This is a genomic window from Actinosynnema sp. NPDC004786 (assembly GCF_053601135.1).
Window position 1 is genome coordinate 38095 of sequence record NZ_JBSGBG010000049.1, and the last position, 14407, is coordinate 52501.

The 14407-nt window shown below is 73.8% G+C and carries 12 protein-coding genes and 1 pseudogene; 5 read left to right on the plus strand and 8 right to left on the minus strand.

Going from position 1 to position 14407, the window contains the following annotated elements; genetic code table 11:
* Position 1 precedes the first annotated feature (1 nt).
* Positions 2-1177: an acetoin utilization protein AcuC gene (locus ACWEFJ_RS32525; protein ID WP_449716084.1), complete on the minus strand. Its 1176-nt coding sequence runs from the start codon at positions 1175-1177 to the stop codon at positions 2-4.
* 163 nt (positions 1178-1340) lie between these two features.
* On the opposite strand from ACWEFJ_RS32525, the gene ACWEFJ_RS32530 reads away from it, so the two are divergent.
* Positions 1341-1958 carry a DUF3558 domain-containing protein gene (locus ACWEFJ_RS32530; RefSeq protein ID WP_378091021.1) on the plus strand — a complete coding sequence of 206 codons (618 nt, stop codon included), beginning with the start codon at positions 1341-1343 and terminating at the stop codon, positions 1956-1958.
* Between the two features lie 228 nt (positions 1959-2186).
* Here ACWEFJ_RS32530 and ACWEFJ_RS32535 read toward each other — a convergent pair whose 3' ends face one another.
* Complete coding sequence (locus ACWEFJ_RS32535; protein ID WP_449716085.1) at positions 2187-3029, minus strand: sulfurtransferase; 843 nt, start codon at positions 3027-3029, stop codon at positions 2187-2189.
* Positions 3030-3090: 61 nt separating this feature from the next.
* On the opposite strand from ACWEFJ_RS32535, the gene ACWEFJ_RS32540 reads away from it, so the two are divergent.
* Genes ACWEFJ_RS32540 through ACWEFJ_RS32555 form a run of 4 tightly spaced genes read left to right on the plus strand, consistent with a single transcriptional unit; the run spans position 3091 to position 7981 of the window.
* Positions 3091-3783 carry a metal-dependent transcriptional regulator gene (locus tag ACWEFJ_RS32540; protein ID WP_378091017.1) on the plus strand — a complete coding sequence of 231 codons (693 nt, stop codon included), beginning with the start codon at positions 3091-3093 and terminating at the stop codon, positions 3781-3783.
* Entirely contained in the window at positions 3780-4940 is a 1161-nt protein-coding gene (gene galK / locus ACWEFJ_RS32545) for a galactokinase (RefSeq protein ID WP_378091015.1), read from the plus strand. The genes ACWEFJ_RS32540 and galK overlap by 4 nt, the downstream gene beginning before the upstream one ends.
* A 27-nt stretch (positions 4941-4967) precedes the next feature.
* Positions 4968-5930 carry a UDP-glucose 4-epimerase GalE gene (gene galE, locus ACWEFJ_RS32550; RefSeq protein WP_378091013.1) on the plus strand — a complete coding sequence of 321 codons (963 nt, stop codon included), beginning with the start codon at positions 4968-4970 and terminating at the stop codon, positions 5928-5930.
* Positions 5930-7981, plus strand: a complete 2052-nt coding sequence (locus ACWEFJ_RS32555) for a prolyl oligopeptidase family serine peptidase (RefSeq protein WP_449716086.1) — start codon at positions 5930-5932, stop codon at positions 7979-7981. The genes galE and ACWEFJ_RS32555 overlap by 1 nt, the downstream gene beginning before the upstream one ends.
* A gap of 447 nt (positions 7982-8428) precedes the next feature.
* On the opposite strand, the gene ACWEFJ_RS32560 is transcribed toward ACWEFJ_RS32555, so the two are convergent.
* The 6 genes and pseudogenes from ACWEFJ_RS32560 to ACWEFJ_RS32585 form a co-directional block, all read right to left on the minus strand.
* Complete coding sequence (locus tag ACWEFJ_RS32560) at positions 8429-9067, minus strand: transposase (RefSeq protein ID WP_449716087.1); 639 nt, start codon at positions 9065-9067, stop codon at positions 8429-8431.
* 104 nt (positions 9068-9171) lie between these two features.
* Positions 9172-9309, minus strand: a pseudogene (locus tag ACWEFJ_RS32565) (transposase); the annotation flags it as partial.
* 544 nt (positions 9310-9853) lie between these two features.
* A complete protein-coding gene (locus ACWEFJ_RS32570) occupies positions 9854-10888 on the minus strand; it encodes a DUF4192 domain-containing protein (protein WP_449716088.1) in 1035 nt (344 codons plus the stop codon).
* Positions 10889-11003: 115 nt separating this feature from the next.
* Positions 11004-11765, minus strand: a complete 762-nt coding sequence (locus ACWEFJ_RS32575; RefSeq protein WP_378091005.1) for a peptidoglycan DD-metalloendopeptidase family protein — start codon at positions 11763-11765, stop codon at positions 11004-11006.
* Positions 11766-11883: 118 nt separating this feature from the next.
* Positions 11884-12396, minus strand: coding sequence for a M23 family metallopeptidase (locus ACWEFJ_RS32580; protein ID WP_449716089.1), 513 nt, complete (start codon positions 12394-12396; stop codon positions 11884-11886).
* Positions 12397-12488: 92 nt separating this feature from the next.
* A complete protein-coding gene (locus tag ACWEFJ_RS32585; RefSeq protein ID WP_378091001.1) occupies positions 12489-14336 on the minus strand; it encodes a Xaa-Pro dipeptidyl-peptidase in 1848 nt (615 codons plus the stop codon).
* Positions 14337-14407 lie beyond the last annotated feature (71 nt).

Below are 14407 nucleotides of genomic sequence, written 5' to 3' on the forward strand. Positions count from 1 at the left end.
CTCAGTCCCTCGGGTCGTCGGGGTCCAGCCCGTGCAGCGGGAACACCGCGCGCCGGGTGTCCCGGACCGCCAGGTCGACGGGCGTGTCGAGCTGGCCGCCCCAGGGCTCGAACGCGGTGTCGGCCGCGTCGGTCATGGACGACGGCAGCGGCCGGTTCGGGGCCAGGCCCGACGCGTGGGCGACCCAGTCGGCGGGCAGCGGCGCGTCCGGGTCGACGTCCCGGTCCAGCACGGTGGCCAGCAGGTGCGTCCAGCTGCGTGGCACGACCCGCAGCAGCTCGTACCCGCCGCCGCCGAGGGCGAGCCAGCGACCGCCCGCGGTCTCCCCGGCCAGCTCGCGCAGCCTGCGGTAGATCGCGCGGTGGCCGTCCACGGTGAGCGCCAGGTCGGCCAGCGGGTCCTCGCGGTGGGTGTCCACGCCGCACTGCGTGACCAGCACCCGGGGCCGGAACGCGCGCAGCAGCGACGGCACGGTCGCCTCGAACGCCCGCAGCCAGGCCCGGTCGCCGGTCCCGGGCGGCAGGGCCAGGTTCACGCTCGTGCCCTCCGCGCCCGGACCGCCCACCTCGGCGGGCCGCCCGGTGCCCGGCCACAGGCTCAGCGGGTTCTGGTGCACCGAGATCGTCAGCACGCGCGGGTCGTCGTAGAAGGCGGCCTGCACGCCGTCGCCGTGGTGCACGTCGGTGTCGACGTAGGCGATCCGGTCGAAGCCGTGGTCGAGCAGCCACGAGATCGCCACCGCGCAGTCGTTGTAGACGCAGAACCCGGCGGCGTGGTCGCGCATCGCGTGGTGCAGCCCGCCCGCGATGTTGACCGCCCGGTCGGCCTCACCCGACGCGATCCGCCGGGCCGCGGCCAGCGAACCGCCCACGACCAGCGCGGACGCCTCGTGCATGCGGTCGAAGACCGGGTTGTCAGCGGTGCCCAGGCCGTGCCCGACGTCCCAGCCGGCCATCGGCGCGGCCCGCACCGCGTTGAGGTAGGACGGCTCGTGGACGCGTTCGATCTCCGCCTCCGACGCCGGGTCGGGCGTGACGAGGTCCACCCCGTCCAGCACGCCGAGCCCGGCGGCGAGCCGGACGGTCAGGTCCAGTCGGACCGGGTTGAGCGGGTGGTCCCCGCCCAGGTCGTAGCCGAGGAAGGACTCGTCCCAGACCACGGCGGCTGCCTTGCCCATGTCGGCAACCTAACCCACCGGGCGGGTGGGGGTGTGATCACAGCTTGGTCGCCCCGCACGCCCGGGGGTCCGGGGTGGACTTAGAGTCTGCCGAGACGCGGCGGGCCAGGATTGCGGCCATCGAGGATGGAACCCCGCACGTCGGAACGGGGTCAGAGAAGACATGCAGCTGCGACGAGTCCCCGCCCTGACCGCTGTGCTGGCCTTGGCGCTCACGCTCGGCCTCACCGGGTGCGCCACCAAGGTCGTCGGCAGCCCCGTCGCCGCGGCGGGCGCGGACTCCGGCACCACCTCGGGCGAGCCGTCGTCGACCAGGACGTCGTCGCCGAAGTCCTCGAAGTCCGCCGACAAGCCGACCGCGCCCAAGACCACGGACGCGAAGAAGCCGAACGGCGACATCAAGATCACGACCAAGAAGAAGACCGAGGGCTACGAGGACTGCGACCTCCTCACCCCCGAGGAGGTCGGCGCGGCCGTCGGCGCGGCGAAGGTCGGCGAGAAGGGCTGCGTGCAGAGCACCGAGGAGCCGTACTCGGTGGTGCTGTTCATGCTGAACTTCGCCGAGTACGAGGGCGAGGCGCGGGCCATCGAGGTGGGCGGCAACACCGCGTACGAGGTGAAGTCGGACGGCGAGTGCACGGTGCTGGTCATGCTGACCGACGACCCCGACGAGATCACGCCCGCGTTCCAGACCACCGTGACGCCGATCGACGAGTTCGAGCCGTGCGCGGTCGCGCTGAAGCTCGCGACGAAGGCGTTCGAGAAGATCCCCAACGCCTGACCGGCCCCGCGGGGTGGCCCCGACGGGTTCGGCGACCCCGGTCACGCCCCTTGCCGCCGGACGACACGGGTCCGGCGGCAACGGTGTCGCGTCCCCCTTCGCCGGCGGCCGGGACGGGGTAGGCGGCAACGGTGTCGCGTCACCCCTCGCGGACGGCCGGGACGGGGTCGGCGGCAAAGGTCAGGCGTCGCCCCTCGCGGGCGGCCGGGACGGGGTCGGCGGCAAGGGTCAGGCGTCGCCCGTCGCCGCCGGGCGGGACGGGTCCGACGACCACTGCGACCAGGAGCCCGCGTAGAGCGGCGCGGGGCGGTCCGGGGTGGTGACGCCCGCCACCTCCAGGGCCAGCACCACCGACGACGCGGTGACGCCCGACCCGCAGTAGGCCGCCACCGGGCGGTCGGGCGTGACGCCGATCGCGGCGAAGCGCTCGGCCAGCGCCGCGGCCGGCCGCCAGCGCCCCTCGGCGGTGTGGCCCGACGTCGGCGCGTTCAGCGCGCCCGGGATGTGCCCGGCCCGCGGGTCGACCGGCTCCGTCTCGCCCCGGTAGCGCTCGGGCGCGCGGGCGTCCAGCAGCACGCCGGCCGCGGGGAACGCGGCGGCCTCGTCGGCGTCCAGCACCGGCATGCCGCCGGGCCGCACCACGATGTCGCCGGGAACAGGCGTCGGCGTGTCGGCGTTGACCGGGTAGCCGTCGGCGGTCCACGCCGCGTAGCCGCCGTCCAGGACCGCCACCTCCGGGTGACCGGCCCAGCGCAGCAGCCACCAGGCACGGGCCGCGACCGAGCCGTCACCCGCGTCGTACGCCACGACCGGGTGATGCGCGCGGACGCCGGCGGCCCGCAGCACGGCCTGCAGCGCCGAGGGGTCGGGCAGCGGGTGCCGGCCGCCCGCGCCGGGCGGCGCGGACAGCTCGGTGTCGAGGTCGACGTACACGGCGCCGGGAACGTGCCCGACCTCGTAGTCTTGACGTCCCGGTGGTCCGCCCAGCCGCCAGCGGACGTCGAGCACGACCGGTGGTTCGGCGCCGTCCAACGCGGTGGCCAGGGCTTCGGTGCTGATCAGTGGATGCACGGCACCATCCTGCACCCGTGACCGGCCGACTAGCATTGACGCCATACGAAGGGGAGCGGGTGTGAACGACCTCATCGACACCACCGAGATGTACCTCCGCACGATCTACGAGCTGGAAGAAGAAGGCGTGGTGCCCCTGCGCGCCCGCATCGCCGAGCGGTTGGGCCAGAGCGGCCCGACGGTGAGCCAGACGGTCGGCCGGATGGAGCGCGACGGCCTGGTCGTCGTGGCCGACGACCGGCACCTGGAGCTGACCGAGCAGGGCCGCAACCTGGCCGTGGCGGTCATGCGCAAGCACCGGCTCGCCGAGCGCCTGCTGGTCGACATCATCGGCCTGGAGTGGGAGCACGTGCACAGCGAGGCGTGCCGCTGGGAGCACGTGATGAGCGAGGCCGTCGAGCGCAAGCTGGTCAAGCTCCTCGGCAACCCCACCACCTCGCCCTACGGCAACCCCATCCCCGGGCTGGACAAGCTGGGCGACGGCGAGCCGGCCCCCGCCGCCGAGGCGGACCTGGTGCGCGTGGACGAGGTGGCCCGCCGCGGCGGCGGCCGGGTGGAGGTGCGGCGGATCGCCGAGCACGTGCAGCTCGACCCCGACCTGATGGCCGAGCTGAAGGCCGCGGGCGTGGTGCCGGGCGGCACGGTCGAGGTCGACTCGCTCGGTGGCGCGAAGGTCGTCCAGGTGCGCGGCAACGGCACGGTCGCCGAGCTGGACCCGGCCGTGGCGCACGCCGTCCTGGTGCAGGCCCGGTGAGCCCTACGCGGCGCGCGGCCGCGGCGTTCGCCCGGCTGCACGGCGTCGCGCCGGCCGGCGTGTGGTCCGCTCCCGGACGGGTGAACCTGATCGGGGAGCACACCGACTACAACGACGGCTTCGTGCTGCCGTTCGCGCTGCCGCACCGGACCGCGGTGGCCGCGTCGCCGCGGGACGACGGGCGGCTGCACGTGACCACGGTCGGTGACGACGGCGTGGCGCAGCAGGCGTCCCCGCTCGTGGTCGCCGACCTCGAACCGGGTGTGGTGGGCGGCTGGGCCGCCTACCCGGCCGGCGTGGCGTGGGCGCTGCGCGACCAGGGCGTGACCGGCGGGGCGAACCTCGTCATCGCCGGGGACGTGCCCGCGGGCGCGGGCCTGTCGTCGTCGCACGCGCTGGAGTGCGCGGTGGCGCTCGCGCTGCTCGGGCTGGCCGGGCGGCCCGCCGACGACCTGCCCCGGATCGCGCGCTGGGTGCAGCGCGCGGAGAACGACTTCGTCGGCGCGCCCACCGGCCTGCTGGACCAGACCGCGTCCCTGTGCTGCACCGAGGCCCATGTGCTGTTCCTCGACGTGCGGTCGTTCGAGGCCGAGCAGGTGCCGTTCGACGCCTCCGCGCACGACCTGGAGGTGCTGGTCATCGACACCCGGGCGAGCCACTCGCACACCGACGGCGGCTACGGCGCGCGTCGGGCCGGGTGCGAGGAGGCGGCCGGGCTGCTGGGCGTGCCCGCGCTGCGCGACGTCGCGCCGGACGGCCTCGACGGGGCGCTGGACCGGCTGCCCGACCGGCTGCGGCCGCTGGTGCGGCACGTGGTGACGGAGAACGCCCGCGTGCTGCGGGCGGTGGAGCTGCTGCGGGCCGACGAGCTGGCCGCGCTGGGTCCGCTGCTGGACGCGTCGCACGCGTCGCTGCGGGACGACTACCGCGTGTCCGCGCCGGAGCTGGACGTGGCCGTGGACGCGGCGAAGGCGGCGGGCGCGCTGGGCGCGCGGATGACCGGCGGCGGCTTCGGCGGGTCGGCGATCGCGCTGGTGCCCGCGGCGGAGCACGACGAGGTGGTGCGGCGGGTGCTCGCCGCGTTCGCCGAGCGCGGCTGGACCACGCCGCGGACCTTCACGGCCGTGCCCTCGGCGGGCGCGGGCCGTGACGAATGACGTTCTAGTCGAAAGCGGGGATGCAGGGTGAAGTTGCTCGTCACGGGCGGCGCCGGGTACGTGGGCAGCGTCTGCGCGGCCAGGCTGGTCGAGTCCGGGCACGAGGTGGTCGTGCTGGACGACCTGTCCACCGGCCACGCCGACGCGGTGCCCGACGGCGCGCGGCTGGTGGACGCGAACATCGACGACGTGATCGGCGAGGTGCTCGCCGACGGTTTCGACGGTGTGCTGCACTTCGCGGCCAAGTCCCTGGTGGGCGAGTCCATGCAGGACCCCGCGAAGTACTGGCAGGGCAACGTGGTCACGTCGCTGCGGCTGCTGGACGCGATGCGCGAACACGGCACGCCGCGCCTGGTGTTCTCCTCCACGGCCGCGACCTACGGCGAGCCGGACGAGGTGCCGATCGCCGAGACCGCGCCGACCCGCCCGACCAACACCTACGGCGCGACGAAGCTCGCGATCGACCACGCGATCACGTCCTACGCCGCCGCGCACGGCCTGGCCGCGGTGTCGCTGCGCTACTTCAACGTGGCCGGCGCGTACGGGCGGTTCGGCGAGCGGCACGGTGTGGAGACGCACCTCATCCCGATCGTGCTCCAGGTCGCGTCCGGCGTGCGGGACCGGGTGCAGGTCTACGGCGACGACTGGCCGACCGAGGACGGCACGTGCGTGCGCGACTACATCCACGTGGTGGACCTCGCCGACGCGCACCTGCGGGCGCTGAAGCACGCGACCGCGGGCGAGCACCGCATCTACAACCTCGGCAACGGGTTCGGCTTCTCGGTCCAGCAGGTCATCGACGCCTGCCGCGAGGTGACCGGGCACCCGATCCCCGCCGACGTCGCGCCCCGCCGGGCGGGCGACCCGGCCGTGCTCGTCGCCTCCAGCGAGAAGGCCCGCACGGAGCTGGGGTGGAAGCCCGAGCGCGTGGACCTGGCCGGCATCGTGCGCGACGCGTGGGACTTCACCCGGTCGCGGCAGGGGGCGTGATGGCAGGCAAGATCACCGAAGCGGCGTTCGGGGACCTGACGGCGTTCACCGAGATGCCGAGGCTCTCGTCGCTCGCGCTGTCCCCGGACGGGACGCGCCTGGTCACCGCGGTGGCGACGCTCTCGCCGGACGGCAAGGCGTGGCAGGCGGCGCTGTGGGAGGTCGACCCGGCGGGCGAGCGCCCCGCGCGGCGGTTGACGCGCGGCGCGAAGGGCGAGTCCGCGCCCGCGTTCACGCCCGACGGCGCGCTGCTGTTCCTCTCCGCGCGGCCCGACCAGGAGGCCAAGCCGGCGGACGGCAAGGCCAAGGACAAGACCGCGCTGTGGCTGCTGCCGCCCGTCGGCGAGGCGCGCGAGCTGTACCGGCCCGCGGGCGGGGTGTCGGAGTTCGCGGTGGCGCGGGACGCCGGCACGGTGCTGTTCGCGGCGGGCGCGCACCCCACGGTGGAGTTCGGCGAGCAGGACGAGGAGCACCGCAAGGCCCGCGAGGACGCCGGGGTGACCGCGATCCTGCACGAGTCGTACCCGGTCCGGTACTGGGACGCCGACCTCGGGCCGAGCTACCCCCGGCTGCTGGTGACCACCGCGCCGGTCGACGTGGACCGCGAGCGCGTGGACCAGGCCGAGGACCTGGTCGACCTGACCCCGCACGCGGCGTCGCGGCTGGACGACTCCCCCGCGATCAGCCCGGACGGGCGGTGGGTCGTGCACACCGAGGGCGTCGTGGTGAGCGCGTCGTACGGCAAGCGGGTGCGGCTGCGGCTGACGTCGACCGACGGCGCGGTGGACCGCGTGCTCGCCGACCGGGAGGGGCACTCGTTCCTCCAGCCGGTGTTCCTGCCGGACTCGTCCGGGGTGGTCGCGGTGCGGGCGTTCGACTCCACGCCGGAGAGCCCGTGGCGCAACACGCTGGTGCGCATCGACCTGGAGTCGGGCGCGGTCGAGGAGCTGGCGGCCGACTTCGCGGAGGAACCGGAGCACCCGGTCGTGAGCCCGGCCGGTGACGCGGTGTACTTCACCAGCAGCCACCGGGGCCACCAGCCGATCTGGAAGCTCGACCTCGCGTCCGGCTCGGTGGTGAAGCTGACCGCGACCGGCGCGTACACCGACGTGCGGGTCAGCCCCGACGGCACGACCGTGTACGCGCTGCGCAGCGCGTGGGACCACCCGCCGCAGCCGGTGCGCCTGTCGGCCGACGGCGTGGACCAGCAGGCCACCCCGCTGCCCGCGCCCGGCGCGGTGGAGTCGCTGCCCGGCACGCTCACCGAGATCGACACGGTGGTCGAGGACGGCCGGACCGTGCGCGCGTGGCTGGTGCTGCCCGCCGGCGCGTCGGCCGACCGGCCCGCGCCGCTGCTGCTGTGGGTGCACGGCGGGCCGGTGATGAGCTGGAGCGGGTGGAGCTGGCGCTGGAACCCGTGGCTCATGGCCGCGCGGGGTTACGCGGTGCTGCTGCCGGACCCGGCGCTGTCCACCGGGTACGGGCACGACTTCGTGCGCGCCGGGTGGGCCTCGTGGGGCGGCAAGCCGTACACGGACCTGATGGCGATCACGGACGTGGCCGTGCGGCGCGACGACATCGACGACTCGCGCACGGCCGCCATGGGCGGGTCGTTCGGCGGGTACATGGCGAACTGGATCGCCACGCAGACCGACCGGTTCAACGCGATCGTGACGCACGCGTCGCTGTGGCACCTGGACGCGTTCACCGGGACCACGGACGACTCGTACTACTGGATCCGCGAGATGGGCGACCCGCTGCGGCAGGAGGAGACGGTGCGGGCGAACTCGCCGCACCTGCGGGTGGCCGACATCAAGACGCCCATGCTCGTGATCCACGGCGACAAGGACTACCGGGTCCCGATCGGCGAGGGGCAGCGCCTGTACTTCGACCTCGTGCGGCACGGTGTGCCGGCGAAGTTCCTGTACTTCCCGAGCGAGAACCACTGGATCCTCACGCCCGGCAACGCGAAGGTCTGGTACGAGACCGTGTTCGCGTTCCTGGCCGAGCACGTGCTGGGCGAACCCTGGCGGCGGCCCGACCTGGTCTGACCGGGCTCCGACGCGGTGCCCGCTCGGGGCGGACTCCCCCGGGGTACGGCCTGCCCTTCGGTGCCATCCCGCGGAGGCGTCCCGGGACGCCTCCGCGGAGACGCCTCCTCGGGTGCGCGGCCTCCCAGGGTGGGGCCGGCTGGTCCGGGGTCCGGTCCGGTCGCGTCTCGGGTCGTCGGCAGCGGGTTGGTGACAGCGGGTTGGTCGCCAGGGGCATCACCTCCAAGTGGTGCGTTCGTGTGCCGTGGCAGGTGCGCTGTGAGCGCCTGCCAGGGCGGGGTCGGCGACACCGGGCAGTGACCCGGCACCGTTCAGGCCCGGACCGAGCCGGCCGGTCGGGTGGATGCCGAACACGAGCTGGGTCGGCCATCACGGACAGGCCCGTGACCGACGGCCGGACCGGTGCCGGGTCGAGCGGCCTCGCCCGGCAGCCTGCTAGCGCGTGTTTCAGATGTGGCGTAGCCAGATGTCGATGGTGGCCTGGTAGCGGACGGCGAGTTTGTCGTACCGGGTGGCCCCCGCGCGGTGCTGCTTGAGCAGGTTGATGCCGCACTCGACGGCATGGCGCTGCTTGTAGATCTCCCTGTCGATCGTGCGTGGCCACCCGCCGGCGGAGCCTTTGGCCTTGCGGTGGGCGGCCTGGTCACGGGGTTGGTCGATGGTCGCCTTGATCCCGCGTCGGCGCAGGTAGGCGCGGTTGGCCTTGTCGGCCAGGACCCGGTCCGGTCGTGTGCGGGCCCGGCCGGGCCCGACGCGCGGCACCGAGATCCCCTCGATCACCGGCACGAACTGCGGGCTGTCACCGCGCTGTCCGGCGGTGAGCAGGAACGACAACGGCCGTCGTCCCTGCTCACAGGCCAGGTGCAGCTTGCTGGTCCACCCGCCCCGCGAGCGGCCCAGCCCGTGGTCGTCGGACTCCGCCCCGCCCGCGTCGGTGTCGGGCGGCTCGACCTGCAGATCCCTTTTTACGCGCACCCGCCTGCCGTAGCCGCCGCGGGCGCACAGCACCCCGGCCGTGGCCGGGTCGAGCCAGGCCCGTTCCACCGCGCGGGCGCGGTCGGCGTCGTGGCCGGCGAGGTAGCCCACACGATCGACCCGGCGGTGTCGGCCCGGGCCTGCAACGCGGTCAAGATCCGCACCAAGACACCGGTCCGCTGCTGGCACCGGAACAACCCGTAGACGGTCTGCCAAGGCCCGTAGTCGGGAGGGACGTCCCGCCACGGGGCACCGACACGCACCCGCCACCGGATGCCGTCGATCAACCGCCGCTTGCTCCACTTCGGCGGGCGGCCAGGCTTGACGCCGACGGGCAGCGGAGGTTGCAGCATTGCCCACTGCGCGTCGGTCAGGTCGGCCCGCCCCGCTGCCGCCCCGCTGGCCACGAGGTCTCCGGTACCGCAGGTTTGCTTGGTCGCTAACCCACTTACCGGAGACCTCGCCACGTTCCGGCCACCGACACGCCGCCGATCACCTCACCTTGAAACACGGGCGAGGCCGCTCGCCCCGGCAGCCGGCGAAGCCACTCACCCAGCAGCCGGCAAGGCCGCACGCCTCAGCAGCCGGCCAGGCCGCACGCCCCGAGCAACCGGTGAAGCCACTCACCTTCACAGCCGGCAGGCCCTCCCCGGCAGCTGGCAAGGCCGTACCCCTCAGCAGCCGGCGAAGCCGCACGCCTCGGCAGCGGGTGAAGCCGCACGCCCCGAGCAACCGGCAAGGCCCGCCCCGCCCGAGCAATCGGCAGAGCCGGCCCGCCCGAGTAGCCGGCGAAGCCGCTTACCCGGCAACCGGCACGGCCGCACGCCCCGGCAACCGCAGCCGGTGAAGTCGGTCGCCCCGGGAGCCGGGGGCGGTTCGGGTCGCGCCAGCGGCGTTCTAGCCGAACGGGTCGCCGGTGGTTGGTGGGGCGGTCCACTCCGTGGCGGCGGAGCGTTCGGCCAGGTCGCGGATCTGCTCTGGTGGGAGGCCGGTGGTCAGGGCTGTTCGGAGCAGCTCCGCCAGGCGGTGGCCCGGGTTGGCTTCCTCGGCCCGGTCCAGGGCCACGGCGGCCAGGCTGCCCAGGCCCCGCGCGTAGGCGGAGAACGCGAGCAGGGTGGCCGGTTCGGCGCGTTCCGGGACCGGGCTCGCGCGGGTCAGTTCGGTCCACAGGACCTCCGCGCCGCGGGCGTGTTCGCCGACGCAGTAGGCCAGCGCCGAGTCGCGGGTCAGCGGGTGCGACAGGGCGTGGGCCAGGTCGGCCACCTCCTCGTCGGTCAGCAGGCGCTTCCGGGCGGCCGCGCGCACCACCTCGGCGTGCACCAGGTCGCGGTGCCGGGTCGGGACGACGTCCTCCGGGGGCGGGTGGTCGGCGGCCAGGCGGTTGAGCAGCGCGGTCCGGCGGGCCAGGGCCTCCGGCGGGTCCGGGGTCAGCAGGTCGCGCATCGCGTCACGGCTGGCGTAGGTGACGTGGCCGGCCGCGGCCGACGACGCGGCGAGCACCGTGCTCGACGGGTCCGGCACCGTGCCGGAGCCGCCCACGTCGCGGTAGTCGAACCAGCGCTCCCCCTTGGCCGTGGCGCGCGTCCACACGGCCAGCACGAGCGGCACGTCGACGGCGTCCAGGGACGCGCCGACCTCGTCCACCAGGCCGGCGTGCGGCAGGTCCTCGGGCGGGTCGCCCGACCCGCCGCCGACCACGACGATCACGGCGGCATCGCCGCCGTAGCGGGCCAGCGGCGCGAGGAGCTTCCGGGACGACCGGGTCGGCGCGTCCGGCGGCGGCAGGTCGACGCGCAGGGTCACGGCCACGTCGTGGCCCCGCACCAGGAGCACGACGATCGAGTCGTCCGGGTGGAAGCCGAGCAGGTGGGGGACGGCGGCGATCAGGTCGCCCGGGTCGCGCAGGCCGGGGCGGGTGAGCGAGTTGGTCATGGGTCCGACTGTGGCGGACGGCGGCGGTGAGGGCCGGCGGCCGGGGCGGATCTGTGGACAACTCGGGAACGGGTCGCCGCGGCGCGTGCCGCAGCGACCCGTCACCTGGGAAAACTCAGCAGCTCGGTGCCACTTGGCCGTCCGAACCTGTGTACACGTAGGCGTCGGAGATGTACCCGGACCCGATCTTGTCCCACAGGCTGGTGGTGCCGTACTTGCCGGTGATGGTCTCGCCCCGCGTCTGGCAGCTGATCGTCACCGTCGCGCCGTTCGCGACCGACCCCACGGCCGCGTACTGCGTGCCCGGACCCGAGCGGATGGTGACCGACGCGCCGCTGTCGGTGCCCACGGTGCCGGTCACGCTCGTGCCGCACGAGTTGCGGCTGGTGTAGCTGCGCGTGCCCCAGTAGTAGATCTGCGTGCCGTTGAACTTGATCTTCTGGTCGACGCCGTTGAGCCGCTGCTCGTAGTGCAGGTGCGGCCCGGTCGACCCGCCGGTCGAGCCCACGTTGCCGATCCGCTGGCCGATCCGCACGGACTGGCCGACGGACACGCTCTGCGCGGACAGGTGCGCGTACCGGGTGCGCCAGCCACCGCCGTGGTCGATCTCGACCCACCGGCCGTAGCTCGTGCTGCCCTCGTTCGCGACCCGCGTGACGCTGCCCGCCGCCGACGCGACCACCGGGTCGCCGTCGTCGTTCGCGCGGTTGAAGTCGACCGAGTTCGCGGGGCTGTGGTTGGTCCGGGTCTGGCCCTCCCACACCTGGTTGCACGGGAACGGCATCTGGAAGTTGGGGGCCGCCGCGGCCTCGCCCTGCGTGAGGACGAGGCCGATCAGCGGCGCCACCAGGGCCGTGACGAACACGCGTCGGCTCATCTGCCACCTCCTTGACGACTGCGGGTGGTCATCCGATCACGCGCGGCCGCTTCAGTGGAAGACTTACCAGGTTTTGAGTTGGTGAATTAATCCCTAACCAACCCGAACGGAGCAACGCTCAGCAGTTGCGGCTGGTGTAGCTGCGCGTGCCCCAGTAGAGGATCTGCGAGCCGTTGAACGTGATCTTCTGCGCCACGCCGTCCAGCCGCTGCTCGAAGTGCAGGTGCGGCCCGGTCGACCCGCCGGTCGAGCCGACGTCGCCGATGCGCTGCCCCTTCGACACCGCCTGCCCGACGCTGACCCGCTGCACGGACAGGTGCGCGTACCGGGTGCGCCACCCGCCGCCGTGACCGATCTCGATCCACCGTCCGTAGCTGGTGCTGCCCTCGTTCTCCACCCGCGTCACGGTCCCCGCCGCGGACGCCACGACGGGGTCGCCCAGGTCGTTGGCGCGGTTGAGGTCGACCGCGTTGGCGGGGCTGTGCCCCGTCCGGGTCTGCCCCTCCCACACCTGGCCGCACGGGAACGGCATCTGGAACGCGGGCGCCGCGGCGGCCTCGCCCTGCGTGAGGACGAGGCCGACCAGCGGCGCGACCAGGGCCGTGACGAACGCGCGCCGGACTCGGCTCATCTGCCACCTCCTTGACGGCTGTGGCGCAGATCCGACCACACCCGCACCGTTCAGTGGAAGACTTTCCGAGTAGACGCTTCGTGGATTACTTTCTAACCCACCGATCGGCGCAACGCGGCGACCCCGCCGACCACGGGCAGCTCCACCACCGTCGCGGTGAGGTCGAGCGACAGGCCCGTGCCCGGCGCCGGCCGCAACGTGTAGTCGTGGTCAGAAGAGATCAGCACGAACTCGACGCGGTGACCAGCCGGGACCACGTAGTCGTTCGGCTCCAGCTCGACCTCGACCCGGTACCGCTTGCCGGGCTCGATCGGCTTGGTGCGCGACGGCGACACCCGGTTCTGCGGGTCGGTCCACCCGCGCGTGATCACGTGGGACGTGCCGTCCGGGGCCCGGTCCACCAGCAACGCGGTCACGTTGGCCGCGGGCCGGTCGAACGACAGCGCCAGGTCGACCCGCGCCGTGCCGGAGAACCGCACCGGCTCGGACGTCGGCCGGGTCGCGTACGACAGGCGGTTGCCGGAGCCGGGCAGGTCGATCAGGTCCTCGGCGAGCTTGGTCGCGTCGTCGCGCAACGACTCCACCACCGCGGTGCCGGGCACCTGCTGGAACCGCAGCGCGCCCCGTTCCGAGCCGCCCGCCCACGGGTAGACCCGCGCGGTCGACGTGCCGGGAGCGGGCCAGTCGGCCTCGTCCACCCACGTGGTCTTGTCCTCGCGCTGGATCGTGGCCTTGGGCTCGCGCTCCACGCCGTTGTCCACGCCGTACAGGTAGTGGCTGAACCAGCGGTTGACCGTGCGCCGCCACTCCGCCGACCGCAGCGTGTCGGGGTCGGTGTGCCCGGACTGGTGCAGCCAGATCTTGTGCTCCACGCCGTGCCGCCGCAGCGCCTCGTACCACTGCGCCACGTGCTTGACCTTGACGTTCCAGTCGCTCAGCCCGTGCACGGCGAGCACCGCGGCCCGGACCTTGGACGCGTCCTTGACGTAGTTCCGCTCGTCCCAGAACGGGCTGTAGTCGCCGGTGACGCGGTCCTGGCGGGCCGCCACGTCGGCGATCACGGGCTTGCAGATCTCCCGGTCCGCGCGCGTGTAGACGTACTCCGCCAGCACGTCGAGGTCCTCGCCCTGGAACGTGCCGGGCGCGACCACCGCGCCGTCGGCCCGGTAGTAGTCGTACCAGCTGGAGATCGCCGCGATGGGCACGATCGCCTCCAGGCCCTCGACGCCGGTCGCGGCGACGGCGTTGGGCAGGGTGCCGTTGTACGACACGCCCATCATGGCGACCTTGCCGGTGGTCCAGCCCGCCACGACCGGCGCGCCCGCGGCGTCGCGCGCGGTCGCGCGGCCGTTGAGCCAGTCGACCACGGACTTCGAGCCGATGGTCTCGTTGCGCCCGCCCGAGGTGGGGCAGCCGGTCGACTGGCCGGTGCCCAGCGACTCGGCGTACACCATGGCGAAGCCGCGGGCGAGGAAGTAGTCCTCGTAGCGGCCGGACCGGATCGGACCCGGGTTGGGCCCCACGGCCGCCGCGATCCGCTCGTCCGCCTCGGCCTTGAGCAGCGACCCGTCGCGCTTGTCGTACCCGCCGCGGCGGTTCGGCACGTACAGCTCCACGTCGACGTCGTGGTTGGCCACGTCGTTGCCGCCGGAGAAGTACGGGCTGTTGAAGAACACCACCGGGACCTTCAGCCCGCGGTCGGTGGCCTTCTGGCGCACGACCTCGGTGTAGACCTCGTCGTCGCGCCCGTCCCGGTCGCTGTCGACCGGGGCGCGCACCCACAGGCTCTCGCGCACCACGTCCTTCGGGTCGAAGACGGGTTGCGCCTCGCCGCCGACGAACACGGGCCCCTCCGCCGCGGCGCCGGCCACCGCCGGGGTCACCCCCAGCGGCAGCGTCACCAGAGCGGCGAGCACCGCGGCTCTCCGTGCACCCTTCACGACCGAACCCCCATCATGTGTAGGACAGGTTTGGCGCTGACCATCCCCCGCGCCACCACCCCTGTCAAGGG